The sequence below is a fragment of the Neorhizobium phenanthreniclasticum genome (assembly GCF_040066075.1).
GTDB lineage: Bacteria > Pseudomonadota > Alphaproteobacteria > Rhizobiales > Rhizobiaceae > Neorhizobium > Neorhizobium petrolearium.
Window position 1 is genome coordinate 204,518 of sequence record NZ_JBEAAL010000008.1, and the last position, 25,470, is coordinate 229,987.

A 25,470-nucleotide genomic window follows, 5' to 3' on the forward strand; every position below is an offset into this window, starting at 1 on the left:
GCACCGCCGGTTCGACAGGTTAGGCTCAGCCGAAGGTAAGGTTGTCGCGGAATTCCATCATCTCGAAGCTGATCGGCTTCCAGTGAACGTCCTTGCGGGCCGCGTAGACATCGAAGGGCTGGTAGAGGATCACGGCCGGCGCTTCTTCTTCGAAGATGTCGCGGAGGCGGTTGAAGGCGTCGAAACGCTCCTTGCCGTCAGGCATCTGCGATACCTTCGTGCACAGTTCGTTGAATTCCGCCGGAGCCTTCCAGCCCCACCGCTTCTGAACCTGGCCTTTGGGTCCGAATTCGCAGATCATCGTGGCCCAGGCATCTGTCATCCACTGGCCGTTGGACCAGTTGCGCATATAGCTGTCCTGATCCTTCGGTGCTCCGCCCGGTGCATAGACTTTCGGCACCACGGTAACGCCGATCTGCTTCCACATCTCGATCATCATCATCAAGGCGGGAATGGCGTTGGCATAATAGTTGCCCATCGTGTGATAGGTAATCGGCGTGCCGTCGTAGCCGCTTTCCTTTACCAGGCGCTTGGCTTCCTCGACGTTGTAATCCATGGCGCGGCGGTTCGGATCGAAGGTCTTGCCATAGTTCGGGAAGTTGAAGCCGTGTGGGATCGTCGCCTTGTTCTTCCAGAGGGATTCGACGATCAACGGACGATTGACCGCAAGCGCCAGTGCGCGACGAAGGGTCTTCGACTGAAAGACGGACTGGTTCATATTGAAGGTGAACATGTGGAAGTTTTCGACGATATTTCCACGCGTCTCCAGGTCAGGGTAGCTGTTGATCATCGCCATATCGTCCGGCGTCAGCGTCGTAACGATATCGTATTCGCGGCTGATCAGTCCGGCGACACGCGTAGCCGGCTCCGCAACGAGCTGGTAGGTGATTTTCGATGCGGTCGGCTTCAGCCCCCAATAGGCGTCGTTGGCTTCCACGACGACACGGTCGTTGGCGACGAATTCCACGAACTTATATGGACCCGTGCCGATCGGCTTGTTGCCAAAGGCAACCGTTCCGAGCTTCTTGTAATATTCCTTGGGAACGATGCGTCCCATCCAGGATGCCACGTAGGATTCGGTCAGAGGGGTGGGAGTCTTGGTGCGCAGTACGACGGTGTACTTGTCCTCGACAACGGGCTCGTCGAAATCGAGCGAGTAGGAACCGCCGAGCGGGATCGTCTTGATCGCTTCCGGACCCCATAACCGTTCCGAGGAGAAGGTGTAGGCGACATCGTCTGCCGTCATCTCGACGCCATCGTGGAACATGACCTTCTGGCGCAGCTTGAAACGCACCGACTTGTCGTCGATCCGCTCCCAGCTTTCGGCCAGCGAAGGCATCAGATCAATGCCATTGCCCGGCGCGCCCTTGCCGAAAAAGTCGCGCACGAGGAGCGTGTCGAAAATCTGGTTGACGATGCGAGGGCCGACATTGCTGATGGCGTTGATCGGCTCCAGCGTAACCGGGATCCCGTTGACGCCGATTTTCAGCGCGCGGCGCTCGGCAGCGAAGGAGAACCTGGCACCCGCTGTCGAGGCGAGTGCCGTGACGCTTGCGCCGATCATGAACTTTCTACGGTTGGTCTTGAGCATCTGCTCTCTCCTGGTTGGAAGATGCTGTTGATGGAAACTTGGATTTGCCTAGTTCGCGATGACGAACTTCTTCCGCAGCTTCTCCGGCGCGGCATCGATGATGGATTTCGTGCCGGAGTCGGTTACGATGACGCCGACGTCTTCGATCTTCGCGACGACTGAAAGGCTGGATTTTGTGAACTTGGAATGATCCGCCACGACGATCACCCGCCTCGACACCTCGATCATGGCGCGAGCCACACTCGCGTTCACCGGTGAGACCGTGCAGATCAATCCGCGATCGACATCGATCGACGCGGCGTTGAGGATGAGCTTGTCGACATTGAACTGGCGAATGAACTGCTCCGCCAACGGTCCCCGGAAGGACCGGTTCGTTTCGGTATATTCGCCTCCGACCGAATAGATGCTCTGCCCGTCGACACGCGTCAGTTCGGCGACGATGTCGAGACCGTTCGAGATGAACGTGAGGCTGCTTCGTCCGGTTAGCTTCTTGGCGACTTCCAGCGCGGTGGTGCCGGCATCGAGGAGCACCGTGTCGCCATCGACGACCATTCCGGCAACGACCGCGGCGATGGCGGCTTTCTCCGTCTGTTTCCAGACCAGACGCGCGGCATTCGTCACATCGAGCGCAACCTGGTTGAGATTGACGGCGCCGCCATGCGTCCTGCGCAGAAGGCCGGCCTCCTCGAGCTCACCCAGGTCGCGGCGAACGGTCGCCACCGAAATATCGAAGCGCTCCGTCAGAGTGCGAATGTCGACGAAGTTCCGTTCGCGCAACAGCTCGACGATTTTCGCCTGACGATCTTCCGCTTGAGTCAGCACCGGCTTACCCCATGTCACCAAATTGACGCATATCGCTCATTCGTGTGAGCGATATCTATCTTCCTTGAATGACATTCACATGACGGAAGGGCCGAAATTGAAGGCGATGACCGTGAAAAGATATTCGCTGGCAGGGAATGATCGAAAACGATCATTTTTGTTGGATGAGAACCTTTGCGCGAAATACTGGTGGTTCAAACAACACGAAGATATCGATGCGATAAGGCTTTGGAGCAGCGCCAGTCGCAAAAAACTGGAGGAACCGACCTCGGGATCTTGTTAACCCCGCGTCCTTGCACTTCTGCAAAATCGAAGACCAAGAACCGAGTCGCTGCCGGCCCCATCTATTTCCTCTTTTGTTCGTTGATGAGATCAACGAAGGCGCGCAGCTTGGCGGGCATGTGTCGGCCTTGAGGATAGTAGAGATGAAGCCCGGGGTAAGCTGGGCACCAGTCTTCCAGCACCGGCACAAGTCGACCAGCGGCGATATGCAGGGCCACGGAATGCTCGCCGAGATAAGCGAGGCCGGCACCCGAAAGAGCCGCGTCCAGAATCAGGCCGGTCTCGTCCAGCGTGAGATTTCCCGGAACATCGACCATCTGCGCCTCGCCCCGCCGTTCGAACTCCCAGCGGTAAAGCCGACCGCTTGTCATGCGCATCTGGATACAGCGATGATGCAACAGATCGCTCGGAACGGCCGGCTTGGGCCGCTCCTCGAAATATTCGGGTGACGCGACAACGAGGGAACGGAGTGTCGGGATAATCGGGACGGCTACCATGTCGGGCGAGATCGACTCGGCAAGTCGGATACCGGCATCGAACCCCTTGCCGATAATGTCGACAAGCGCATTCTCGGTTACCACCTCGAGATCGACCTCCGGATAGCGGTGGTTATATTCGAGAATGAGGGGCTGAAGCAGCATTCGCGCAGCGCCGGGCGCCATGTTGAGCCGAAGCCTGCCCGAAGGACGAGCGGAGTGTTCGCCCGCGTGTTCGATCGCGTTTTCGATTGAACGTAATGCCGGCGCGATCTCCAAGAGGAACTGCTCGCCCGCTGCCGACAGCGCGACGCTGCGCGTGGTTCGATTGAAGAAGCGAACCGACAGACGTTCTTCCAGAGCGGCGATCGCATGGCTGAGGGCCGATGACGACATGCCGAGTTCCCGTGCGGCGGCACGAAAACCTCCATGGCGCGCCACCGCGGCAACCGCTTGAAGTTCAATCAGGCTCGCCCTCATTGCTCGATATAGCTCATCAGTCTGTCAAACTTTATCCTACTACAAACAACAGATAGCGCACGCCATTTCTTCCGTGAAGGCAACATGGGAGAATGAAATGCGTATAATCGACAAGATCTATATCGACGGGGCGTTCGTCGAACCTCACGGCCGGGAATGGGCGCCGCTCTTCAATCCGGCGACCGAGGAGCAGATCGGCACCGTTCGTCTCGCCGACGCGCAAGATGCCGAACGCGCCGTGACTGCGGCGAAGCGCGCTTTCCCGGCATTCTCCACAACGACGAAGGCGGAGCGGATCGACATGCTGAAGCGGCTACATGCCGCGGTCGCGGCGCGGGCAAGCGATCTTGTCGACGCCATGCGCGAGGAATATGGCGCACCGTCCACATTCATTGATTTCGCAGCGCCGCGGGCAGGCAACGTCTTTCTCGACATGGCGAACACGCTGGAGAGCTACGATTTCCGGCGCCATATCGGTCGCGCCGAGGTGGAGATGCGTCCCTCCGGTGTCGCCGTGGCAATCACACCGTGGAACAGCAACTACAGCTTCATCTGCGGCAAGCTTTCGGCGGCAATCGCTGCGGGAGCAACCATGGTCATCAAGCCCTCGGAAATGAGTGCGATCCAGACGCAGGTGGTGACTGAATGCTTGCACCAGGCGGGCTTGTCGAAAGGGGTGCTCAACATCGTAACCGGCTACGGCAATGTCGTCGGGTCAGCCCTGACCGCGCATCGTGACGTTTCCAAGGTTACGTTTACCGGCTCGACCGCCACCGGCCGGGCAATCGTCCACTCGGCAGCGGCGACGATGAAACGGGTGACCATGGAACTCGGCGGCAAGAGCCCGAGCATCATTCTGGATGATGCCGATCTGGATGTGGCGATACCTCAAGTTCTTTCCGCCGGCTTTCTGAACAGCGGCCAGGCATGTATCGCCGGAACCCGCATCCTCGTTCCCGAGCCTATGCAGGGCGAGATCGAAGCCCGCCTCAAGAGAGCGGCCATGGCCTTCAAGGTCGGCGATCCCGCCGACAGAGAAGTCCGTGTCGGGCCGATGGTCAGCCGCAAACAGTGGGAGCGCGTCCAGAGCTATCTGCGCCTCGGCCAGGAAGAAGGCGCCATCCTGCTGACTGGTGGCGAAGGACGCCCCGAAGGTCTCGATCGTGGCTGGTTCGTGCGGCCGACAATCTTTGCCGGTGTCAGAAACGACATGCGCATCGCCCGCGAGGAAATCTTCGGGCCGGTTCTCTCCGTCATTTCCTATCGCGACGAGGACGAGGCGATCAGGATCGCCAATGACACCGACTACGGTTTGCAGGCGCATGTCTTTTCCTCCGATCCCGATCGGGCGAAACGGGTCGCGGATCAGATCGAAGCCGGGCGGGTCATCATCAATGGCGCACCGCACGAGCCGCTTGCACCCTTCGGCGGCTTCAAGCAATCCGGCTTCGGCCGCGAATTCGGAGTCTTCGGTCTCGAAGCCTTCCTCGAGCCTCGCGCGGTGATTAGGTAAGCGGCGGTCGCAGGGTGGAAGGAGCAGACCCGCCTGCCTGTACGGCCCGACGCCACGAGTAAGACGGGCATCGCCGCGGCGGACGCATGCCCTGTCCCGACGGAGGCAACAATGATACCTCAACGATAAGGAACAGGCGCCTGGTGACGATGGTTTCTTGACAGATCATTCCAATATAGCTACATGCCGGCTATGGCGCGAACCAAGGAATTCGACAAAGATCAGGCACTGGACGCCGCAATCGACGTGTTTCGCGAACATGGCTTCGAGGGCACGTCGACGGAAATGCTGGTGCGCGCGATGAAGATCGGCAGGCAAAGTCTCTATGACACGTTCGGCGACAAGTGGACGCTTTATTGCCTCGCCGTGGAACGCTATTCGGCCGCGGAGACCGATGCCCATATCGCGATGGTGCGCGGCGGACCGCGTGCCCTCGATGGTATCCGGGCGATGATGGAGCGGGTCGTGGAGAATGCCGGCCAAGCCTGTCTCGGTGTGAGTTCGATCTGCGAGTTCGGCCAGAGCCAGCCGGAACTGACAGCATTGCATCGCGCAGCCGATCTTCGTCTCAAGAAAGTCGCCACCGAACACATCAGGCAAGCGCAGGCCGCAGGTGACGTCGACACCTCATTATCCGCGGACGCCGCAGCCGATTTCCTCTTCGCCAGCGTTGCCGGAATTCGAATTGCAGCTCGCGGGGGCGCAAGCCGGGAGCAATTGCATTCCATCGCGGGGCTGGCGCTTCGGACCCTCACCTGAAGCAAAAAATTTGGACAATTCTGGAATAAACGATCAAGAAAGGAAATCCGATGAAAGCCGTGGTTATGAACAAGGTCGGCGGGACCGACGTGATGGAATTTGTCGATCGTCCGGAGCCCGCAGCAGCACCCGGGCATGTTCTGGTCGAGATCGCCGCCGCCGGCGTGAACTTCATGGATATCGGCGTGCGTCAAGGCATGGCCTGGGGCGAGATCCCGAACCCAAAGGTCCTGGGCGTCGAGGGCGTCGGCCGTGTGCTCACCGTCGGCGAAGGAGTGAACGATTTGGGGGCCGGCGACCGCGTCGCCTGGGTCTATGCGCCGGGAAGTTATGCGAAGTACCACTCGATTCCGGCGACGTCCCTTGTGAAGGTTCCCGATGCCATTGACGACAGGACAGCCGCGTCTGTGATGATGCAGGGGCTGACGGCCAGCCACTTCGCTACCGATTTCTATCCTGTGCAGCCAGGCGACACGGCTCTCATTCACGCCGCGGCAGGCGGAGTGGGCCTTCTGCTGACCCAGATCATCAGGCTGAGAGGCGGTCGTGTGATCGGTCGCGTTTCGTCCGATGACAAGATCGCAATCGCCAAAGAGGCGGGCGCCGAGCACGTCATCGTCGATACCCAAGGACGCTTCGCCGATGAGGTTTTGCGCCTCACCGACGGCAGGGGTGTCGATGTCGTTTATGATGGCTCAGGTCCGGCGACCTTCAAAGGTTCGCTAGAGGCGCTACGCCGTTCCGGTACGTTCTGCTGGTACGGTCCGGTGCTCGGCGGCCCGGGACCGCTCGACATCATGAGCCTGCCGAAAAGCATCAAGATCGGCTATGCGACCTTCTTCGATCATATCCACACGCCCGAACTCCTTCGGGTCCGTACGCATCAGCTTTTCCGCTGGATCGAGGACGGATCGCTCAAAGTGAGCATCGGCGGAACTTATCCCCTCGCCGACGCGGCCCGCGCCCATGCCGACATGGAAAGCCGCGTGACCACTGGTAAACTGCTTTTGATCCCGTAGCCGCTGGTTGCCGTGATCGCTTCCGCCCAGGAGGCGGGCGAGATCGCACCGGGAAATGCTGCCGAGATTTGTGGAGTTCTCGTCGATCTGCTTGAAGGCGCCAACAACCGGATGCGTCTTGGTCTGTCGAAGAGCCTCAGCGAAGCCGAATGCCTGATGCTCTTTGAGAGCCGCTGGACAATTTTCAAGGCGGCCATGAACTCCATTCCCAGCGACAAACCATGAGAAGGTCGAACGAGGCGGCTATCTGCAATATCGCCTCGTTCAGCATCATATCCGTTTGCGGACGCATTTTACGCAAACGGTGGCGGCCGCGGTTATCGCTGTAAATTGCCGGAAATCGCCGACATCGCCACGAGACCTGCGAGCGGCGAGGGTTCCGGTGAGAACACGTCATAAGCGCAAGGCGCCGCAAAAATGGCCATCGCCAGCATGCCGACAAGGATGATGCGCCTCATCGAACGCTCCTTGGATGCGACACGAAGGTCAAGCGACATTCAACTCGACATGAATGTTACCGCGCGTCGCCTTGGAGTACGGGCAGGTCTCATGGGCTTCCCCGACGAGCGCCCGGGCGAGTTCCGCATCGAGGCCCGGCAAGCTGACATTCAAGCGGGCTTGCAGGAAATAGGCGCCGTCCGTCGTGCCGAGATCGACTTCCGCGTCGACCGCCGTATCGGCAGGAAGCCTGAGCTTGCGCTTGCCTGCAGCCAGCCCCATCGCACCGATGAAGCAGGCCGACCAGCCGGCTGCAAAGAGCTGTTCGGGATTGGTGCCCGGCTGGGTTGTGCCCGGAGGAGACAGTTTGACGTCGAGTTCGGCATCGTCGCTGCGCGCAAAGCCGTCGCGCCCGCCGGTCGTGTGGGTCTTGCCGGTGTAGAGAACCTTTTCGATCTTCGTCATGGAACACTCCTTCGTTTGTCGCTCACCGCGACGTTTGTTGACGAAAGGTGATTTGAAGGATTGACGTATCCGGCATGTTTCACAGAACGGCCGAAGTGTATCGAAGCATAGCAGCGGACCGGAGGGACATCTTCTCATACAAGGTGCCGAATGTCCGTCAGCGGAGTGTCACTTCCGCCGCCAGTCCCCCGCCGGAGCGATTGTAGAGCTTGACCGAACCGCCGATGGTCCCGGCGAGCTGCTGGGTGATGGCAAGCCCAAGCCCCGCGCCACCAGTCTCGCGGCTGCGGGATTGCTCCAACCGAAAAAAGGGTTGCATCGCAGCATCCAGCATGTCCTTCGGAATACCCGGCCCGCGATCCAGCACCGTGATGACGGTGCTGCCGTCCTCTTTTTTCTCGACTCCGACCTCGGCGCTACCGGCAAACTTCAGGGCATTGTCGATGAAATTCGTCAGGATACGCCGCAGCGCATGCGGCTTGGTCGAGGCCGTGCCTTGGACGATGCCGAGGACGGTGACCGCTTTTCCGGTGTCCTGATAGTCATAGACGATGCTGTCGATGAATGAGGCAAGATCGATGCGGGCTGTCTTTTCGCCATTGCCGTGGGAGCTGCGGGCATAGGCTATCCCATCCTGCACCAGTCTTTCGATCTCACGTAGGTCGTTGATGAGCTTGTCCTTCTCCGGCGAATCTTCGGCCATGTCCGCACGCAGTCGCATGCGGGTAATGGGCGTCTGGAGATCGTGGGAAATCGCCGCGAGAATCTGCACCCGCTCTTCGAGATAGTGGGCGATACGCTCGCGCATGGAGTTGAAAGCGCGCGCCGCATGCGCGACCTCGCGTGGTCCCGCTTCGCCGAGAGCCGGCCCCGGCCGGTTCGGATCGAGTGCATCAGCGGCATCCGCAAGCGCACCCAGCGGCCGGATCGCCTGCCGGACGGCGAACCAGGCGCACAGAACGAGCAGCACCATCTGCAGGGCGAAGACGTAAGGCAGCCAGTCCGCAACGGGCATGACGCCGCGCGGCGTGATATCGATCGTCAGCGGGCTTCCGTCGGTGAGCGCCAGATGCGCCTGAAGCCGCATCACATCACCGGGAATGGCCTCAACCCGCAGCGGAAAACGATGACCGACCGCATCCTCGATCCTGGCGGCGATTTCGGCGCTCCGAGGCGATGCGTCCGGGACGCCCTTGAGCCCATCGCCCAGCACGAACCGGTAGTTGCCGCGACTGAGCCAGTTGGTGAACTTTCCTCTCTCGTTCGCCGGCAGCCGGTCGAGAACAGCGATCGACGTGGCGACGTCATTCTCGAGCGTGCCGAGCATCACCGCCTTCGCCGACATGTAGCGCTCCAGATAGAGCACGCTGAAAGAGAGACCGTACGCAATCGCAAGCCCGACAAAGAGGATGACGAAGATGCGGGCGCGCAGCGTGCTCGGCCATGGCAATGAGCGGACCAGATCACCGGCCTTCATGGCCGCGGTTCCGATATCTCGACAGGCACCGAAAATACATACCCCTCGCTGCGCACCGTCTTGATGTAGGTCGGTTCGCGCGCGTCGTCGCCGAGCCGCTGGCGCAAACGGCTGACCAGAAGATCGATGGAACGATCGAACAGCTCGGCTTCCCGGCCCTGAGTCAGATTGAGAAGCTGGTCTCGATTAAGAACGCGCTGAGGATGGTCGATAAAGACCCGCAGCAGACGGTATTCTGCACCACTCAAAGCGATCTCCGTGCCTTGCGGGTCGAGAAGATGGCGGCCGATGGTGTCGAGTCGCCAATCGCCGAACGCCAGCACCTGCCCGGCCTCGCTGATCTGGAGATTGGGCGGCAACATGCGCGTCCGCCGCAGCACGGCCTTGACGCGCGCCAGCAGTTCGCGCGCGGCGAAGGGCTTGGCGAGATAGTCGTCGGCCCCCATCTCGAGGCCTATGATCCGATCCATTTCGTCGCTGCGAGCCGTCAGCATGAGGATCGGGATCGCCTTGTGCTTGCCGGCGCGCAGTTCGCGGCAGAGCACGAGCCCGTCATCACCCGGTATCATCACATCGAGAACGATCAGATCGACGGCGTTGGCTTCCAGAAAATTGCGCATCTGACGGCCATCGGCGGCCATCGATGCCCGCAAGCCGTTCTTCTTCAAATAGGACGACAACAATTCGCGGATTTCGCGGTCGTCATCGACGATCAGAATATGGTCAACATGCTCCATGGATAGCTCTTCAAATCCCTCGCCCGCTATGGCTGTATGCTTTGTTCTTTTCTAACCCTGAAAAATGCCGCCGCGAAGCGGAGAAATGTCCTCGCGGCAGCCAACGGTCTTCTAGAATTTCGCAACGTCGAGAACCGCCTGGGCGAAGGCCTGCGGCGCCTCCTGCGGCAGGTTGTGGCCTATGCCGCCGGTGATGGTGCGGTGTTCGTATTTGCCGGAAAACTTCTTGGCATAGACCGCCGGATCGGGATGGGGCGCGGCGTTCGCATCGCCCTCCATCGTGATCGTGGGAATGGCGATGACCGGAGCCTTGGCAAGTTTTTCCTCGTAGGCATCGTATTGCCCCTCGCCCTCGGCAAGACCCAGCCGCCAGCGATAGTTATGAATGGAGATCGCGACATGATCCGGATTGTCGAAGGCGACGGCCGACCGCTCGAAGGTCGCGTCATCGAATTTCCAGGTCGGCGATGCCGTCCGCCAGATCAGCTTGGCAAATTCACGCGTATTCGCCCCGTAACCGAGACGGCCTCGCTCGGTTGCGAAATAGAACTGGTACCACCAGGAAAGCTCCGCCGCCGGCGGCAGCGGCTTCTTGTTCCCTTCCTGGCTTCCAATCAGATAGCCGCTCACCGACACCATGGCCTTGCACCGTTCCGGCCAGAGCGCCGCCATGATGTTGACAGTGCGTGCACCCCAGTCGTAGCCGGCAACGATCGCCTTCTCGATGCCGAGTGCGTCCATCAGCGCGATCATGTCGGCGGCGAGTGCCGATTGCTGACCGTTGCGCGGTGTATCCTTGGACAGGAAGCGCGTCGTGCCGTAACCGCGAAGGTAGGGGATGATGACGCGATAACCGGCCGAAGCGAGGACCGGTGCGACATCGACGAAACTGTAGATATCATAAGGCCAGCCATGCACCAGCAGGACGGCAGGGCCGTCCGCCGGACCGGCCTCGGCATAACCGACATTCAGCACACCGGCTTCGATCTGCTTCAGCGCTTCGAAAGAAGTCTGCGCACCGGTCTTGGTAGCGGATTGCTTCGATGCCGATGCCGCGGCGGACTGCGCTTTCGCCAAAGAGGTGACGCCGAATTCAACGGCAGCAATGGTCATGGCGGCCATGCCGAAGAAGCGGCGGCGCTGATGATTGATTTCGTTCGACATGTTTTCTCTCCGATCTCAGTTGAACACGATCGAGAAAAAGCCGGCGGCATGTATCCCCTGTGTGTCCCATGCGACCCGCTATTGCATGCGGATGTAGCACGTGGTCGTCAGGATACGTGCTGATACAATTCGACCACCATCGCGCGGGCCGCGCGCCCACCTCCTTGGGCAAATTGTCTCACTCTGTAGCACCCAAGGGCAATTCCTACACGTCGATACACTTCGCCTTCACCCCGGACACATCCGGGATACGTCACGTCGACCAGATTGGCCCCGTTGCTGGTCGCGCCGCATTGCCGTCCAGAGCCCGAACCCCGGTTTCAAAGGAAACGATGATGACGCTTCTTATCATTGCCTATCTCGGAGGGGCGCTGACCATCCTCAGCCCTTGCATCCTCCCGATCCTTCCCTTTGTGTTCGCCCGCGCCGGACAACCCTTCCTGCGCAGCACCTTGCCCATGCTGGCCGGCATGGCTGCCACGTTCGCACTCGTTGCGACGCTTGCGGCGGTCGGCGGAAGCTGGGCGATCCATGCCAATGAATACGGACGCCTCGCGGCGCTGCTGCTCCTTTCCGTTTTCGGCGTCAGCCTGCTTTCGGCGCGCGTAGCGGCTACTGTCACCCAGCCGCTCGTCGATTTGGGCAGCCGACTGCTGAATGCTTCCGGCAAATCCGGTTCCGCACCAACCGCGGCAAGCTCGCTGATGCTCGGCGTTGCGACTGGCCTGCTCTGGGCGCCCTGTGCAGGGCCGATCCTCGGTCTCGTGCTGACGGGCGCAGCACTCCAGGGCGCCAATCTCCAAACCACCCTCCTGCTTACTGCCTATGCCGCCGGCGCCGCTACCTCGCTTGCCGTCGCACTGCTTGTCGGAGGCAAAGTTTTCGCAGGTATGAAGCGCTCGCTCGGCGCCAGCGAACGGATCCGTCAGGTCCTGGGGGCTGCCGTGCTTGCCGGCGTTTCGGTCATCGCACTCGGCCTGGATACCGGCCTTCTGGCACGGCTTTCCTACGCCAGCACCGCATCCTTCGAACAGGCCGTGCTCGACCGGCTGCATGCAAAGCAAGCTTCCGGCGCGCCGTCCGAAGTCGCCAGCAATGGCACGATGATCACAGCCGCCGACGTGTCGCGACCTTTCCGCAGCGACTTGCCCGTCGAAGGCCGCGCGCCCTCGTTGGACGGCGCGGTCGAATGGCTGAACTCGCCGCAGCTTGACCTCGAACAACTTCGGGGCGAGGTCGTACTCGTCGATTTCTGGACCTATTCCTGCATCAACTGCATCCGCACCGTGCCTTACGTCAGCGCCTGGGCTGAAAAGTACAAGGATCAGGGCCTTGTCGTGATCGGCGTGCATGCCCCGGAATTCGCTTTCGAGAAAAAGATCGACAACGTCACAAAGGCGGTCGGCGACTTCAAGATCAGCTATCCGGTGGCGATCGACAACGACTACAAGATCTGGCGCGCTTTCGAGAACAGTTACTGGCCGGCCCATTACCTGATCGACGCCAAAGGGCAGATCCGCTACCACCACTTCGGCGAAGGCAATTATCGCCAGACCGAGCAGGCAATCCAGGACCTGCTGCGCGAGGCCGGCAGCGATATGGCGGCGAGCGCACCGGTGACGCCAGATGCGAAGGGCGCCGAGGCAAGCCCGGACCTGAAGAACATCCGCTCGGCCGAAACCTATCTCGGCTACAAGCGCGCCACCAGCTTCGCTTCGCCGGAAAGCCTGCATGCCGATGCCGCAGCCAGCTATTCGATTGTCGAACCGGGCCTCAACCAATGGGGCCTTTCCGGAACCTGGATCGTCGGCGCCGAGCAGGCGACCCTTAGCCAGCCAGACGGCAGCATAGCCTACCGCTTCAGCGCCCGCGACCTGCATCTGGTTCTCGGGCCGGGGCTCTCCGGCAAGCCCGTTCGCTTCCAGGTGAAGATCGACGGCAAGGCCCCCGGAGCCGACCACGGTGCCGATACCGATGCCAACGGCAATGGCATGGTGACATCGACCAGGCTCTACCAGCTCGTCCGCCAGTCCGGCGACGTGGAGGCACGGAACTTCCAGATCCGTTTCCTCGATCCCGGCGTCGAAGCCTACGCCTTCACCTTCGGCTGAACGTCTCCTCCCTTCACAGCAACCTCAAACCACAGGAGTTGAACCCATGAACCGCCGTTATATCGCAACCCTCGCACTTGCATTCGCCACCAGCATGATCGCTTTCGCCGCCCAGGCCGCCGGCGTGAAGAACATCGTCATCGTGCATGGGGCGCTGGCCGACGGCTCCGGCTGGCGTAAGACGACTGAAATCCTCGAAAAGCGGGGCTTCAACGTTACGATCGTGCAGGAACCGATCACCTCGCTCGCCGACGATATCGCCATGACCAACCGGATACTGGAGCTGCAGGACGGTCCGACACTGCTTGTCGGTCACAGCTATGGTGGCATGGTGATCAGCGAAGCGGGCCACAATCCCACTGTCGCCGGCCTCGTCTACGTCGCGGCCTTCCAGCCGGAAAAAGGCGAGAGCCTGATCGGCCTCGCAAGTTCCCGGCCGGCCGGGAGCATGAACATCCGCGAGACGAAGGACGGAAAATATCTCTATATCGACCCCGCCGCCTTCGCGAACGACTTCGCCGCCGACTTGCCGAAGGACGAGGCTGCATTCCTGGCGAAATCGCAGGTCTTCGCCTCCAAGGAAGCGTTCTCGGCCAAGGTCGGCGAGCCCGCCTGGAAGACGAAGAAGAGCTGGTCGATCGTCGCCACCGAGGACCGCTCTATCAATCCCGACCTTGAGCGGGATATGGCGCAGCGCGCCGGCAGCGACGTGACCGAAATCAAGGGTAGTCACGCGATCTTCGCCTCGCAGCCGGAAAAGGTGGCCGATGTCATCGAAAGGGCGGCGAAAGAGACCAGCCGTTGATCCATGACTGCGGACCGCTGTTACCCGGCGGTCCGCATGACCAGAACCTGCTTCATCATAGGAGACCTATCAACCCCTACGCTGGCGCAGTAGATCGCAGGTCCTGCTATCGTGGCGTGCTGTGATTGGGATTTTTGGTTGCGGGGGCTCGCAACACCCGATTCCTGCGATTGGTAGAGCGCGAAATACCGAGGTTGGCAGCATAGCCAACTAATGGTGTCGTCTTGTATTAAAACAGAACCTGAGTATCACGATGCGCATTTCCTGGGCATGGCTCGAAAGCTGTCCTCGATGGCTGTGCCCGATCATCTAGTGGCTGATGGCGCGGCGGGAAACACACAGCCGGATTGAGAGCCCGTTTGACATCCACTCACGCGAGATGTGAGCTTCCAGACCCAGTCCGATTATCTGCTCTGCTGTGGACTTTATCGACTGGCTGTCGAATCCGGCCGTGCGGCTCACACGCATAAGCAGGATCCGGATAAATCCCGAGCTTACTTTTTCGCCGCCTATGGCGAACTTCGCATGAAGTCGAAATGAACCGCGTCGCCGATGGCATCTGCGCCATCGGCTTTCAAATCAGGAATGCGGCATTTGGCGGTCCCCCGGCCTGCCGGCAAAATGCAGACACCCCGGCATCTCAGACTATCGAGAACCTCGCCCCGATGAACGAGGCTCAATCAGTCATGCTCACCGCGGCGAGCCGCATCTTTTGCATTGACAATGGTGCAGTACATTTCAGCCTGTTTTTCGGACAGGTCCACAAGAAACCATGTCGATGGTTTGGCAGGCAGGCCCGTGAAGACGTCATAGACGGTCCAGCTACGATCTCTTTCCTCACGAACGGCGTACCGCGCTGTCATATCCGCTATGCGATCCTCCTGAAGGATGGCAAGCGGCCGGAACGGTCTTTGCGTTCATCGATCTTTGGGAATCTAGCATGCAGGACGTCGCGAGTCCTTTGCGTCCTTTCACAATGGTTGCGGGTTATGGCACGCTGATTTGATCAGCGACTCCGCCCCTCCAAGGGAAGTGATGGTTCCATATTTTCATCTTCGGTAGCCCACGACTTGTTCTGAACACAATGGCCGCCTATATGATCTGCATCGGCATTGCTGATGAGCGCTGGAATGAATTCGCCGCTCGCAATCGCCGCCGTCGCTTCAGACTTTTGACCACGGATGTACTGGCACTGGTGAGTTAGCGATGATGAGGAAGGTCGGTGCGGTTTCGCCCCGGCCTTTTTTGTTGCCGTGAGGGATTATCACCGTCCTGAAGATGCAACATCGTCCTCCTAGATCACGGTCGTCAAATCGGATCGCGTGGGAGGCCGCAATGGCGGGTAATCTGTTTGACCGCCCTCTTTTCGTGAAAAGAAAGCACTTCATTCAAGAAATTGGATGCCTGGATGACATCTTCGATTTTCTGGAGGATTGGCCGGAGGAAAAGCGGGATATCACCTATGAGACAACCCTGGGGGCATGCCGGGATGCCGTGGCAGGTCGGTTCCCACCGGATGTCGTCCGCGACAATTTCGAACGGTTTCTCCAAAAGAACGGCATGCTCGCGGAGATCGAGGACATCCATTCCTCTGGCGGCGCATCAGCGACCGCAACATCGGCGGAGTGTAGGCGCTGGTGGCGATCCTGACATAATCGTGTCTGGACATCACTGAGCCATCGGGTACCGCCAAGGCGGTCAGGCCGGCCTGACTTGCCGCATGCTGGATGGGGCTCATGCAGTCATTGCCGAGGATGCTGTGGACGGGAGCCATAGGACTCCGGCCCCGGGAAAGGTAGATCGGCCAAATCAACAAGTTCCGTTGCGCGTCAACTTGACATGATGAACTAATTCCCAAATTTCATTGACATATTTAATCAACAATTCTGCAGGAAACAGAAAATAAACAAAAAATATTTTTACCACCATGCAATAATTGCAGACATTCATATGAATTATAATATACCGTCTTCACAAATAATATTTTCTGGCAATTCTACCAATCGAGTGCCAGAGGTGTTATATGAATAAACGCAGCCGCCCTATGCGCGGGCCGCAGAAAGATTTCCCATGACATTCCGTCCCCTCCACGACCGCGTCGTCATCAGGCGCGCGCAAGGCGATCTCACATCCAAGGGCGGGATCATCATTCCCGATACCGCCAAGGAAAAGCCGCAGGAAGGCGAAGTGATCGCCGTCGGGCCTGGCCTGCGTGACGAAAGCGGCAAACTGATCCCGCTCGACGTCAAGGCCGGCGACGTGATCCTGTTCGGCAAATGGTCGGGGACCGAGGTCAAGATCGACGGCGAAGACCTTCTGATCATAAAGGAAGCCGACATCATGGGCATCGTGGAGAAGACCGGAGTGGCCGCCGAAAAGGCTGCCTGACAGGACGAATTCCGATCCCGTACCTCAAGACCGAACTGGACCCAGCATCATGTCTGCCAAGGAAATCATCTTCTCCACCGATGCCCGCGACCGCCTGCTGCGCGGCGTCGAATTGCTCAACAATGCCGTCAAGGTGACGCTCGGTCCCAAGGGCCGCAACGTCGTCATCGACAAGTCCTATGGCGCGCCCCGCATCACCAAGGACGGCGTCTCGGTCGCCAAGGAAATCGAACTCGCCGACAAGTTCGAGAACATGGGCGCGCAGATGGTGCGCGAAGTCGCCTCCAAGACCAACGACCTTGCCGGCGATGGCACGACGACCGCGACCGTGCTCGCAGCCTCCATCTTCCGCGAGGGCGCCAAGCTGGTCGCAGCCGGCATGAACCCCATGGATCTCAAGCGCGGCATAGACCTTGGCGTTGCCGCCGTGCTCACGGAAATCAAGGCGCGCGCCACGAAGGTCAGTTCGTCGAGCGAGATCGCCCAGGTCGGCACGATCGCCGCCAATGGCGACGCGAGTGTCGGCGAAATGATCGCCAAGGCGATGGACAAAGTCGGCAACGAAGGTGTCATCACGGTCGAAGAAGCCAGGACGGCCGATTCCGAGCTCGACGTCGTCGAGGGCATGCAATTCGACCGTGGCTACCTGTCGCCCTACTTCGTGACCAATGCCGAGAAGATGCGCGTGGAGCTGGAGGATCCTTACATCCTCCTCCACGAAAAGAAGCTCGGGAATCTGCAGGCCATGCTGCCGATCCTCGAAGTCGTGGTGCAGAGCGGCAAACCGCTGCTGATCATTTCCGAGGATGTCGAAGGCGAGGCTCTGGCCACATTGGTCGTCAACAAGCTGCGGGGTGGCCTGAAGGTCGCGGCAGTCAAGGCTCCGGGTTTTGGCGATCGCCGCAAGGCCATGCTGGAAGACATTGCCGTGCTGACGGCCGGCCAGATGATCTCCGAGGATCTCGGCATCAAGCTGGAGAACGTCACGCTCGATATGCTCGGCCGCGCCAAGCGTGTGCTGATAGACAAGGAAACCACCACGATCATCGATGGCTCGGGTGAAAAACCCGAGATCGCCGCGCGCATCAGCCAGATCAAGGCGCAGATCGAGGAGACGACCTCCGACTACGACAGGGAAAAGCTGCAGGAACGGTTGGCGAAGCTCGGCGGCGGCGTTGCGGTGATCCGCGTCGGCGGCGCGACCGAGCTTGAAGTCAAGGAAAAGAAGGATCGCGTCGACGATGCGCTCAACGCCACCCGGGCGGCGGTCGAGGAAGGTATCGTTCCGGGCGGCGGCGTGGCCCTGCTGCGAGCGAAGGTGGTCCTGACCGGATTGACCGGGGAGAACGCCGATGTGACGGCGGGGATTTCGATCGTGCTCAGAGCGCTCGAAGCCCCGATCCGACAGATCGCCGACAATGCCGGCGTCGAGGGTTCGATCGTCATCGGAAAACTCACCGACGGCGTGAATCACAATCAGGGCTTCGACGCACAGACGGAGACCTATGTCGATATGATCAAGGCCGGCATCATCGATCCCGCCAAGGTGGTCCGGACTGCCTTGCAGGACGCCGGCTCGATCGCAGCGCTTCTGATCACCGCCGAGGCGATGATTGCCGACATCCCAGCAAAAGATTCCACCTTGGCGGCCAGCAACGGCGGCATGGGTGGCATGGGATACTGAGGACAGTGCCTGAGCCGTATGGCTGGAAATTCCCAGGCGGCGGAACCCAACAACAATCGACAGGAGAATTCCAATGGCTATGCAAAGCAGCAGCAAGACCTCGATCTTCCAGCGCTTCGATAACTACCAGCCATCCAAGACGATCCTCGTATGGACCTGCGTCGTGACTGCGGTCGCCACGATGATCATCGGATTCACCTGGGGCGGCTGGGTGACGGGCGGCACCTCCCGCACGGCGGAAGCGACCGCAGTCGAGAACGCGCGCGGAGAACTTGCCTCCGCCATATGCGTCGAGCGGTTCAACGCTGCGCCAGATGCGTCCGCGAAGCTTACGGAGTTCAAGGCAATGACCGACGGTTATGCGAGGCGTCAGTTCATCGAGGCCGGTGGCTGGGCAACCATGCCGGGACAGACCACTCCTAACAGGCTCGGGGTTCAGGGGTGCACCACGGCACTTGCCGGCTGAAGAAGCCCGGCCTTGAAGGCGCCCGCGCTCCGGCCAATGCCGGAGCGCCTCCGCAATCCATCAAATTAGGAAATACGGCGAATGATCCGCTTCGAAAAAAAGGCCGACCCGCAACCGACGCGGGAGAAAGATGATCCCCTCGAACAACTCCGCGAAATAGCGCCTGAGGAACCAAAGAAACCGGCCACGAATGGCACGCGTCGTCGTGCCCGCCAACAAGCTGAAGACGACCGCCTCATCTGAGAGAGCCTTCAGGTTCGGGGCACACGTGAGGCTGCATCTCTCTTTCATCCCTTAACTCACCGCTGACGAGACCACACCTCAGCCATCGAGTGTCTTGAGAAGGTCGGAAATCTTGATCGTCGAGAAATTCGAAAACGTGTCGCAGACCGCATAGGGCAGAACGATCTGGTCGTTGTGGCGCATCGCACCACAGGTATAAACGACGTTCGGCACGTATCCTTCCCGTTCGGACGGCTCCGGCCGGACCAGCGGTTCCTTCGAGCGAGCGAGAACCTTGGATGGATCCTTTTTATCGAGAAGGGCCGCCCCGATCGCATATCGGCGGACGGGACCGACCCCGTGGGTCAGCAACAGCCATCCCTCGTCAAGCTCGATCGGCGATCCACAGTTTCCCATCTGAACGAACTCCCATGGAAATTTGGGCCTCAGGATCAATTGCCCTTCCTCCCAGGTGTAGAGATCATCGGAGTAAATGAGATAAAGGTTCTCGTTGTCCTGCCGCCCGATCATGGCGTAGCGGTCATCGATTTTGCGCGGAAACAGCGCCATTCCCTTGTTTCTCGCTGCGGTCCCCTTCAGCGGGGTCATGCGAAAAGATATGAAATCGCTGGTCTCCAGCAATTCGGAGCGGATCGCCTTGCCGCTATAGGCCGTGTAGGTTGCATAGAATGTGCTCTGTCCATCGTCATGGAACTCCACGAAGCGGGCATCCTCGATACCGTTCGATTGCGCCGGTGTGATGGGAAAAATCACCCGCTCGCTGATGTGTTGCTGCGAGCTGAAGCTTACGTCGATAGGCTCGCCAAGGTGCTCCGATATCCGGGTGTGCAACGTTGGAGTGGACGCCAACCGCGCGGTCGGCTCGATCTCCACGCTTCCATCCGCCGCAATCAACCCGGTTCGGAATGTCAGGGAAGACACATGCCCCTCCCCGACCGCGCGCAGGCTGAGAATGAAACGCTGGCTTCCCTGGGGCACGCCGGATTGATCCGGATGCATGACGATACTGGGGTTGAAGAGCGCCGACGCTTCGAAGGAATATTCGTGAAGGAAATAAGCGCCTATGAGCTGACGTTGCACTTTCGAAAACGCAACATGAGCCGCGAATGCCTCCTCCATCTCGCCCGCCCGATTTTCAAACGTCGCGAGCAGGTTTCGGTGGCGCCCGTCGAAATTTTCCAGCACATCCGCAAGCAGGCTTTCCGCCGTCTCCGAATCGAGCGCCAGAACCCGGTCTACGATATGATTTGCCCGGCTCTTGTCCGTCGGATTGAAATCCCGCGGCTCAACCGCGGGCTTGAACGGCCGTACCACGACGCGCGTGGAATCAGGTCGTAGAAAAAGGGCTTGACGATTCAGAAAAGTGGCTTGTGACAAAGTAACCTCTGTTTATCCTACTGGATTTAAAAGAGAGCTTCAGGCACTCAGGGTGCGAAGCGGGGTGAGCGCTGCCGCCTGGTTGTTTAGGCGTGCAAGCTTGCGAAGCTCGATGAGGCCCAAAAGGTACGACACAACGGACTCACCGCCTCTATTCTCATTGACGCGCGCATGGTGCAGCCCGTCCCGGCAGCTTCCCGTATCGAGATCGACGAGCGGCAATGACAGATCATTGGCCCCCAGGAACCACTCAAATGCACTTGCCGCGTCGGCCCTCCATTCGGCACCGTGATCGGCACGCCACGCAGCAAGACAGGCGGAGATGGTTGCTGTCGCTTCTAGGGGCTGTTGGTCGAACCCTCGGGGCGGCATTCGTCTATCGCTGAAGCCGTCCGTGCCGATTGCTTTGAAATGGCCGCGGGGAGCGGTTTGCAACGTCATGAGCCAACGTAGAGTTTTCAGCCCCGCCGCGGTATAGGCAGGAATTTCAGTGGCAAGCCCGGCGAGGATGAGCGCCTGAGGCAGACGTGCATTGTCATAAGAAAGACCCTCCTCGAACCAGATCCAATCCTCCGTCTCCACACGAACAAGGAGATCCATCAAACGATCCGCGAAAAGCCGCCGCATGCGTTGGGCGAAGACGTCCTCCTCAGAAGCCTCGCAATATCCGTCCAGTCCGAGCAGCGTGAAGGCCCAGGCGCGCGGCGAGAGAAAACCTTTGGCGGTCGGCAGGGCTTCGGCGAACAAGGAGGCAGCCCAGGTCCGTCGGGACGGATTGCTATCGCCTCGGGCGCATTCTCCCAGAGCCCAAAGCGTCCGGCCATGGCTATCCTCGGAGCCCTTGTCTTCGAGCCAACGCCGGTCGAAGCCCATGAAGTTGCGGAAGTGCTTCTCGCCAGGATTCCAGGCGTGCTGCACGAAGGAGGCGAAGCGCGTCGTCAATGGCTCCGGCAGGGGCGTTTCGCCTGCTGCGTTAAGAGCGCTCGCCAGAAGCAGGGCCCGCGCATTGTCATCGACGCAATAACCATGTGAGCGGTCCGGCACTGAGTGGACGGCATGCTGGAGCAGTCCGGTATCGTCGCACATGGAGAGAAAATAGGTGAGCTGCGGCTCTGGCGGGCCAGCAGGTTTACGCGTGGATGCGTTCCGACTTCCCGGCAACAGCGCATTGGGGAGAGGCCTGGGTTGGATCGCTTCCTCGAATAAACCGAGATAACGCTCCGCCGTCCTTTGCCACGTCATCGACCGGCTGCTGGCGTAAGCGCGCGTACGCATGGCGTCCCGCCTTGCATCGTCGATCAGTAATCCGGCGATCTCGTTGCCGATGGCTTTCGCATCACCGAAAGGCACAAGAATGCCGCGTCCGCCGGACAAAAGTTCGCGAGCGTGCCAGTAAGGGGTCGAAACGACCGCTTTTCCGAGGCCAAAACTGTAGGCCAGCGTGCCTGACGTCATCTGCGCCTCATTCAAATAGGGCGTGGTGTAGACGTCGCACATGGAAATGAAGTCCAAGAGCGTTACCTGGTCGACAAACTGATCGAGGAACACCACTTGGCTCTCGATCCCGAGATCCCGCACGCGCGCGATCAGGCTTTCGCGATATGCTTCACCCTCACGAAGGACAAGATTGGGATGGGTCGCACCAAGCACGACATAGAGGGCGTCGGGCCGGCTTTCCAGTATCCGGGGCATCGCATCGATCATGACCTCGACGCCCTTGTTGGGTGAGAGCAGGCCGAAGGTTAGGATAACGGACCGGCCCTCGAACCCGAGCTTTGCCTTTGCGACAGCCGGCTCACTGAAGGCAATGTCCGGAATCCCATGGGGGATCACCTCGATCTTCTCAGCCGGGACCCCGTATATCTCACGTAGGAGCGCGCGCCCTTTCTCTGCCATGACGACGATCTTCGCTGAACTCTCGACAATTCGTGCCAAGACCTTGCGTTGCGCCGGGCTGGGTGCGGCAAGAACCGTGTGAAGCGTCGTCACGACCGGCATGTCGAGCCGCGAGAGAAGTGTAAGGATATGGCTACCAGCTTCGCCTCCAAAAATTCCAAACTCGTGCTGCAGGCAGACGACGTCAAACCGGCCGGCATTCAGGGCTTCCGCTGCGCGGATATAATCGTCGGGCCTCTCGTCTGGAATCTGAAGCCAGACGCTTGCGGGATAGTCATAGGCGTGACCATGGTCGGTCATTGCCACGATCGCCGTCCCCACCCTCGCAGGTGAATTTGAAACGGCCTGCTGCAGATCGGTGGTAAACGTCGCGATGCCGCAGCGGCGAGGGAGCGAGTTGCCGATGAACGCAATATTCTTGAACTTGGTCATGATTGCCCCTCCATCGAGCGGAACGGCAAGCCGGTCGGTTTTTCATGGTGAATGAGTGCCGGGACACGGTCCTGACGGGCTGGAAGATCTGCCTTCTGCACATCGAGATCGCGCAACAGGCCTAGCTCAGGCGCACTATCGGCATAGGCCAGCAAAGCCGTCAGGCCATTTTTCCCAACTTTTATGTCAATGCGATCTGCGTCGGCAAAAAACGCATCGCCGACACCGGCATGCATCGATCCGACATTTGCAGCGCCGGCGATGACCAGAGCCCAGGTCTCACGCTCGGCCAGTAGCTCCCACCTCGCATTCGCAGGAAGGTCGATCCGCTCAAGAGTGAAGAAGGGACACGATACAAGCTGCGTCCTGGCAGGCGTAAGACGTATGGGGGCAGCCTCTGCTTTCGCCGGCTCCAAATCGGCCGCTGCGACGGCTTCATCTACATGCAATTCGCGCAAGCGCCCGTGGTCGAAAAGGCGAAATGTCGTGTCGCTTCTCTGCTGGATTTCGGCGATGACGAGACCAGCGCCGATCGCGTGGATGGTCCCGGCCGGGACGAAAAACACATCGCCAGCCGCAGCGTCCCGCCATTTGATGAGATCAGCAATCGAACCATCGGCGATCACAGCCCGCAACTGCGCCTGGTTTAACGTCCGCTTCAACCCCACAGCAACCTGGGCGCCGGGTTCCGCCGACAGCACATACCAAGCCTCGGTCTTGCCGTTGGCCATTCCGTTCGATTGGGCAAAGGCTTCATCCGGGTGAACCTGGATCGAGAGCGTTTGCTTTGTGAACAGCAATTTCAGAAGCAAGGCGGGATCAGGCGCCTGTTTCTCGCTGCGATCAAACCTGAGCTCCCCGATTGCAGCTTCGCGGCTGTCGCAGCCGTTCCAGGGTGTAAGATCGTGGCTGCCCCACGGTTTACGGGCGATCCGCACGCTCGCATGCTCGAATGTCACGATGAGGCCTCCTTGATCTACCGCTAAGATCGGAACGATCTGAGATCGGAGCAGCCTTCCTTCGGGCGCCGAATCGGCCGAAAGGTTCACGTAATCGGGGCCAGATTTGGGGCTTCGATCAGGCAAATGCCGTCAGTTTCTTAAAGAAAAGAAACAAATTTACAGACATGACAACGCACAATTACGAATAAAGGGCGTCATTCGTTTACTGAATATGTGGCCATGCCGGAAAACTACAAGGCGTATTCTGCTGATTAGCGCATTTAGGCGGATTTAGATTTAATTCCCCTGGAAATTTCGCTGCACTCAACGAGTGATTTCCTATGGATTTTTTTCAACTCGACTTGTAATTGGGAGACCGGCGCACGACATCCACGAACAATGGCAGCTCGTTTCACGGGCGCTGCCATCGAGGTGTCACCCTCGCCCCAACAAAGGAGGACCATATGTCTTCCAATTCACCACAGGAATCCATCGATCCCGTCAATGTAGCGATGCTCAGGGATGTCTTGAGAGCTGCAGGCTTCAGAGGTGTTGAAGCCGAAGCCAGTTCAGACGCCAAACGCGAAGCCTTAGTCTTCTTGAATTCGGAATTCCGGAATGGAAACAGAACAAGGAAAGCCCTGCTGTTGGCGCTGGAACATCGAGATACTGGGCTTACCGCCGATCCACGGCCTGAAAGTTCACCGAAAAACGAAGCCATCGATCGATGGCAGGATGAGGGAGGTCGTTAGTGCCCCTCTCCTTTCCGAACTCGGCACGCAGTTATGATGATGCACATAGGCGGGTCCGCTTCCTCGGGCATGACGGCATGTTCGAGGTTCACTTTTACGTGCCCGCAGAAGTGCTGGCCGGCGCGCTGTCGCAGCGAACAGCGAGCGAGGACGATTACCTCGCTTCGTTCGATGCGCTCCGGCCCCGAATTCTGAAGGTCGCGAAGGCGGTCTATGCAGCAACCCGCAACGGCACAATCACCCTTGGTCTCGAACACTTCCGGTGAATCCATCTCGTGCCAAAAGGATCTCGGCATGCAATATCCCATTCCTCCAGACAAAATCGGCCGACCTGGGAAAGAAAAAATCTGGTATGTCAGCGAGTTTGCACAGCGATTTCGTCTTGATAAAGTGGAAGAAAATCGCCTGAGGAAACTGCTGGGACCGATAGCCAAGGAGATCGACTTGCTCAGAAACGCCGGCAGATTCCGATAATGGCGACCCCGGTGATTCCAATCGCCTTTTCCGCATTTTGGCATCTACCGGTAGCCATCGAGCTGGCGGACCGGTCCAAGGTGGAAGTTCGCGGTCCCCGCGACGCTCTGCGCTATTTGGCTGAAAACATCCCCCATCAGTATGGCCCCTGCTACAGCCGAGAGAGAAGGCGCTTCCATGCAGCCCTCCGGAACGAGATCACGGCGGAGGACATGCGCGAAGACTTCCTCGCCGCCTTCGCCGAATCCCAGATGCGATCGAGATAGCTGCGCCGGACTACCCGTCTGTGCAGCAAACGAAGAAGCCGGTCTGGGCGATCCCCTCAGCCTGAGGTGGGGGACGGGAAACAGCCCGCAATGTGGAAGCTATCCCGCCAAGGCGCGTCTCCAACAGATCTGGGATTAGTGCGACCCTGAAAGCTCCCCATCCCACCTCCTTAGCTTCACGTGATTCCATATTTCAGGCTGTGTTGCGGCATCCCTGATGGTTACAGAGCCTGAGCCGATGCAGCCCGACGGAAAAGTTCAAGGCGCTCTGCTCATAAGCGGGTGCCATCGGCCGGCTTCGACCAGGGAGAGCGATTTCGGGGCTTGGCTTGAGCGACGGGTGTTTCGCTTTCCAATTGCGTATCACGGGAATTTACTTCACGCAGAGCTTCGCGAAGAGCCCTACCCTCGG

27 protein-coding genes are annotated in these 25,470 nt (G+C 59.5%); 16 read left to right on the forward strand and 11 right to left on the reverse strand.

The features are described 5' to 3' along the window. Window positions 1–25 precede the first annotated feature (25 nt). From ABK249_RS13925 to ABK249_RS13935, 3 genes are all read right to left on the reverse strand, one after another. Window positions 26–1,591 (reverse strand): ABC transporter substrate-binding protein, encoded by a 1,566-nt coding sequence (locus tag ABK249_RS13925; RefSeq protein WP_037153537.1) that lies wholly within the window; start codon window positions 1,589–1,591, stop codon window positions 26–28. A gap of 48 nt (window positions 1,592–1,639) precedes the next feature. Continuing rightward, window positions 1,640–2,413 (reverse strand): DeoR/GlpR family DNA-binding transcription regulator, encoded by a 774-nt coding sequence (locus ABK249_RS13930; RefSeq protein WP_227704193.1) that lies wholly within the window; start codon window positions 2,411–2,413, stop codon window positions 1,640–1,642. A gap of 344 nt (window positions 2,414–2,757) precedes the next feature. Continuing rightward, a complete protein-coding gene (locus ABK249_RS13935) occupies window positions 2,758–3,651 on the reverse strand; it encodes a LysR family transcriptional regulator (RefSeq protein WP_037153540.1) in 894 nt (297 codons plus the stop codon). A 97-nt stretch (window positions 3,652–3,748) separates the two neighbouring features. Between ABK249_RS13935 and ABK249_RS13940 the strand changes: the two genes are divergently transcribed. The 4 genes from ABK249_RS13940 to ABK249_RS13955 all read left to right on the forward strand — a co-directional run bounded on the left by ABK249_RS13940 (window position 3,749) and on the right by ABK249_RS13955 (window position 7,167). Further along, window positions 3,749–5,164 carry an aldehyde dehydrogenase family protein gene (locus ABK249_RS13940; protein ID WP_227704194.1) on the forward strand — a complete coding sequence of 472 codons (1,416 nt, stop codon included), beginning with the start codon at window positions 3,749–3,751 and terminating at the stop codon, window positions 5,162–5,164. A gap of 192 nt (window positions 5,165–5,356) precedes the next feature. Next, complete coding sequence (locus ABK249_RS13945; protein WP_037153548.1) at window positions 5,357–5,923, forward strand: TetR/AcrR family transcriptional regulator; 567 nt, start codon at window positions 5,357–5,359, stop codon at window positions 5,921–5,923. A gap of 50 nt (window positions 5,924–5,973) precedes the next feature. Further along, the gene (locus ABK249_RS13950; RefSeq protein ID WP_227704195.1) at window positions 5,974–6,942 is read left to right on the forward strand and encodes a quinone oxidoreductase family protein; all 969 of its coding nucleotides are present in this window, start codon (window positions 5,974–5,976) and stop codon (window positions 6,940–6,942) included. A 12-nt stretch (window positions 6,943–6,954) separates the two neighbouring features. Continuing rightward, the gene (locus tag ABK249_RS13955; RefSeq protein WP_052182961.1) at window positions 6,955–7,167 is read left to right on the forward strand and encodes a hypothetical protein; all 213 of its coding nucleotides are present in this window, start codon (window positions 6,955–6,957) and stop codon (window positions 7,165–7,167) included. A gap of 92 nt (window positions 7,168–7,259) precedes the next feature. Here ABK249_RS13955 and ABK249_RS13960 read toward each other — a convergent pair whose 3' ends face one another. From ABK249_RS13960 to ABK249_RS13980, 5 genes are all read right to left on the reverse strand, one after another. Next, a complete protein-coding gene (locus ABK249_RS13960) occupies window positions 7,260–7,400 on the reverse strand; it encodes a hypothetical protein (RefSeq protein WP_200883973.1) in 141 nt (46 codons plus the stop codon). Between the two features lie 28 nt (window positions 7,401–7,428). Next, window positions 7,429–7,845 (reverse strand): organic hydroperoxide resistance protein, encoded by a 417-nt coding sequence (locus tag ABK249_RS13965; protein ID WP_037153564.1) that lies wholly within the window; start codon window positions 7,843–7,845, stop codon window positions 7,429–7,431. 157 nt (window positions 7,846–8,002) lie between these two features. Beyond that, the gene (locus ABK249_RS13970) at window positions 8,003–9,322 is read right to left on the reverse strand and encodes an ATP-binding protein (protein ID WP_037153567.1); all 1,320 of its coding nucleotides are present in this window, start codon (window positions 9,320–9,322) and stop codon (window positions 8,003–8,005) included. After that, window positions 9,319–10,059: a response regulator gene (locus tag ABK249_RS13975; RefSeq protein ID WP_037153578.1), complete on the reverse strand. Its 741-nt coding sequence runs from the start codon at window positions 10,057–10,059 to the stop codon at window positions 9,319–9,321. The genes ABK249_RS13970 and ABK249_RS13975 overlap by 4 nt, the downstream gene beginning before the upstream one ends. A gap of 111 nt (window positions 10,060–10,170) precedes the next feature. Beyond that, window positions 10,171–11,223, reverse strand: a complete 1,053-nt coding sequence (locus ABK249_RS13980; RefSeq protein ID WP_037153581.1) for an alpha/beta fold hydrolase — start codon at window positions 11,221–11,223, stop codon at window positions 10,171–10,173. Between the two features lie 335 nt (window positions 11,224–11,558). On the opposite strand from ABK249_RS13980, the gene ABK249_RS13985 reads away from it, so the two are divergent. From ABK249_RS13985 to ABK249_RS14020, 8 genes are all read left to right on the forward strand, one after another. Continuing rightward, window positions 11,559–13,334: a cytochrome c biogenesis protein DipZ gene (locus ABK249_RS13985; RefSeq protein ID WP_227704196.1), complete on the forward strand. Its 1,776-nt coding sequence runs from the start codon at window positions 11,559–11,561 to the stop codon at window positions 13,332–13,334. Between the two features lie 46 nt (window positions 13,335–13,380). Then, the gene (locus ABK249_RS13990) at window positions 13,381–14,139 is read left to right on the forward strand and encodes an alpha/beta fold hydrolase (RefSeq protein WP_227704197.1); all 759 of its coding nucleotides are present in this window, start codon (window positions 13,381–13,383) and stop codon (window positions 14,137–14,139) included. 536 nt (window positions 14,140–14,675) lie between these two features. Next, complete coding sequence (locus ABK249_RS13995) at window positions 14,676–15,140, forward strand: hypothetical protein (protein ID WP_227704198.1); 465 nt, start codon at window positions 14,676–14,678, stop codon at window positions 15,138–15,140. Window positions 15,141–15,474: 334 nt separating this feature from the next. Continuing rightward, on the forward strand, window positions 15,475–15,789 hold the full coding sequence (locus ABK249_RS14000; protein ID WP_320443036.1) for a DUF982 domain-containing protein: 315 nt from the start codon (window positions 15,475–15,477) through the stop codon (window positions 15,787–15,789). Window positions 15,790–16,209: 420 nt separating this feature from the next. Further along, a complete protein-coding gene (locus tag ABK249_RS14005; protein ID WP_227704199.1) occupies window positions 16,210–16,527 on the forward strand; it encodes a co-chaperone GroES in 318 nt (105 codons plus the stop codon). A 49-nt stretch (window positions 16,528–16,576) separates the two neighbouring features. After that, entirely contained in the window at window positions 16,577–18,211 is a 1,635-nt protein-coding gene (gene groL, locus ABK249_RS14010) for a chaperonin GroEL (protein ID WP_227704200.1), read from the forward strand. 73 nt (window positions 18,212–18,284) lie between these two features. Beyond that, window positions 18,285–18,677 carry a hypothetical protein gene (locus ABK249_RS14015; RefSeq protein ID WP_227704201.1) on the forward strand — a complete coding sequence of 131 codons (393 nt, stop codon included), beginning with the start codon at window positions 18,285–18,287 and terminating at the stop codon, window positions 18,675–18,677. 81 nt (window positions 18,678–18,758) lie between these two features. After that, a complete protein-coding gene (locus tag ABK249_RS14020) occupies window positions 18,759–18,920 on the forward strand; it encodes a hypothetical protein (protein ID WP_227704202.1) in 162 nt (53 codons plus the stop codon). A gap of 78 nt (window positions 18,921–18,998) precedes the next feature. Here the strand turns inward: ABK249_RS14020 and ABK249_RS14025 are convergent, their stop codons facing one another. Genes ABK249_RS14025 through ABK249_RS14035 form a run of 3 tightly spaced genes read right to left on the reverse strand, consistent with a single transcriptional unit; the run spans window position 18,999 to window position 23,674 of the window. After that, the gene (locus ABK249_RS14025; RefSeq protein WP_227704203.1) at window positions 18,999–20,297 is read right to left on the reverse strand and encodes a glycoside hydrolase family 130 protein; all 1,299 of its coding nucleotides are present in this window, start codon (window positions 20,295–20,297) and stop codon (window positions 18,999–19,001) included. Window positions 20,298–20,336: 39 nt separating this feature from the next. Continuing rightward, window positions 20,337–22,625: a glycosyltransferase family 4 protein gene (locus ABK249_RS14030; protein ID WP_227704204.1), complete on the reverse strand. Its 2,289-nt coding sequence runs from the start codon at window positions 22,623–22,625 to the stop codon at window positions 20,337–20,339. Then, entirely contained in the window at window positions 22,622–23,674 is a 1,053-nt protein-coding gene (locus tag ABK249_RS14035; RefSeq protein WP_227704205.1) for a class I mannose-6-phosphate isomerase, read from the reverse strand. The genes ABK249_RS14030 and ABK249_RS14035 overlap by 4 nt, the downstream gene beginning before the upstream one ends. Window positions 23,675–24,030: 356 nt before the next feature. On the opposite strand from ABK249_RS14035, the gene ABK249_RS14040 reads away from it, so the two are divergent. The 4 genes from ABK249_RS14040 to ABK249_RS33925 are packed head-to-tail and all read left to right on the forward strand — an operon-like array spanning window position 24,031 to window position 25,058. After that, window positions 24,031–24,318: a hypothetical protein gene (locus tag ABK249_RS14040; protein WP_227704206.1), complete on the forward strand. Its 288-nt coding sequence runs from the start codon at window positions 24,031–24,033 to the stop codon at window positions 24,316–24,318. Continuing rightward, the gene (locus ABK249_RS14045) at window positions 24,318–24,584 is read left to right on the forward strand and encodes a DUF1488 family protein (RefSeq protein ID WP_227704207.1); all 267 of its coding nucleotides are present in this window, start codon (window positions 24,318–24,320) and stop codon (window positions 24,582–24,584) included. The genes ABK249_RS14040 and ABK249_RS14045 overlap by 1 nt, the downstream gene beginning before the upstream one ends. Before the next feature lie 28 nt (window positions 24,585–24,612). Continuing rightward, complete coding sequence (locus tag ABK249_RS14050) at window positions 24,613–24,792, forward strand: hypothetical protein (protein WP_227704208.1); 180 nt, start codon at window positions 24,613–24,615, stop codon at window positions 24,790–24,792. Then, window positions 24,792–25,058 carry a DUF982 domain-containing protein gene (locus ABK249_RS33925; protein WP_227704209.1) on the forward strand — a complete coding sequence of 89 codons (267 nt, stop codon included), beginning with the start codon at window positions 24,792–24,794 and terminating at the stop codon, window positions 25,056–25,058. Before ABK249_RS14050 ends, ABK249_RS33925 begins: the two co-directional genes overlap by 1 nt. The last annotated feature ends 412 nt before the right edge of the window (window positions 25,059–25,470 follow it).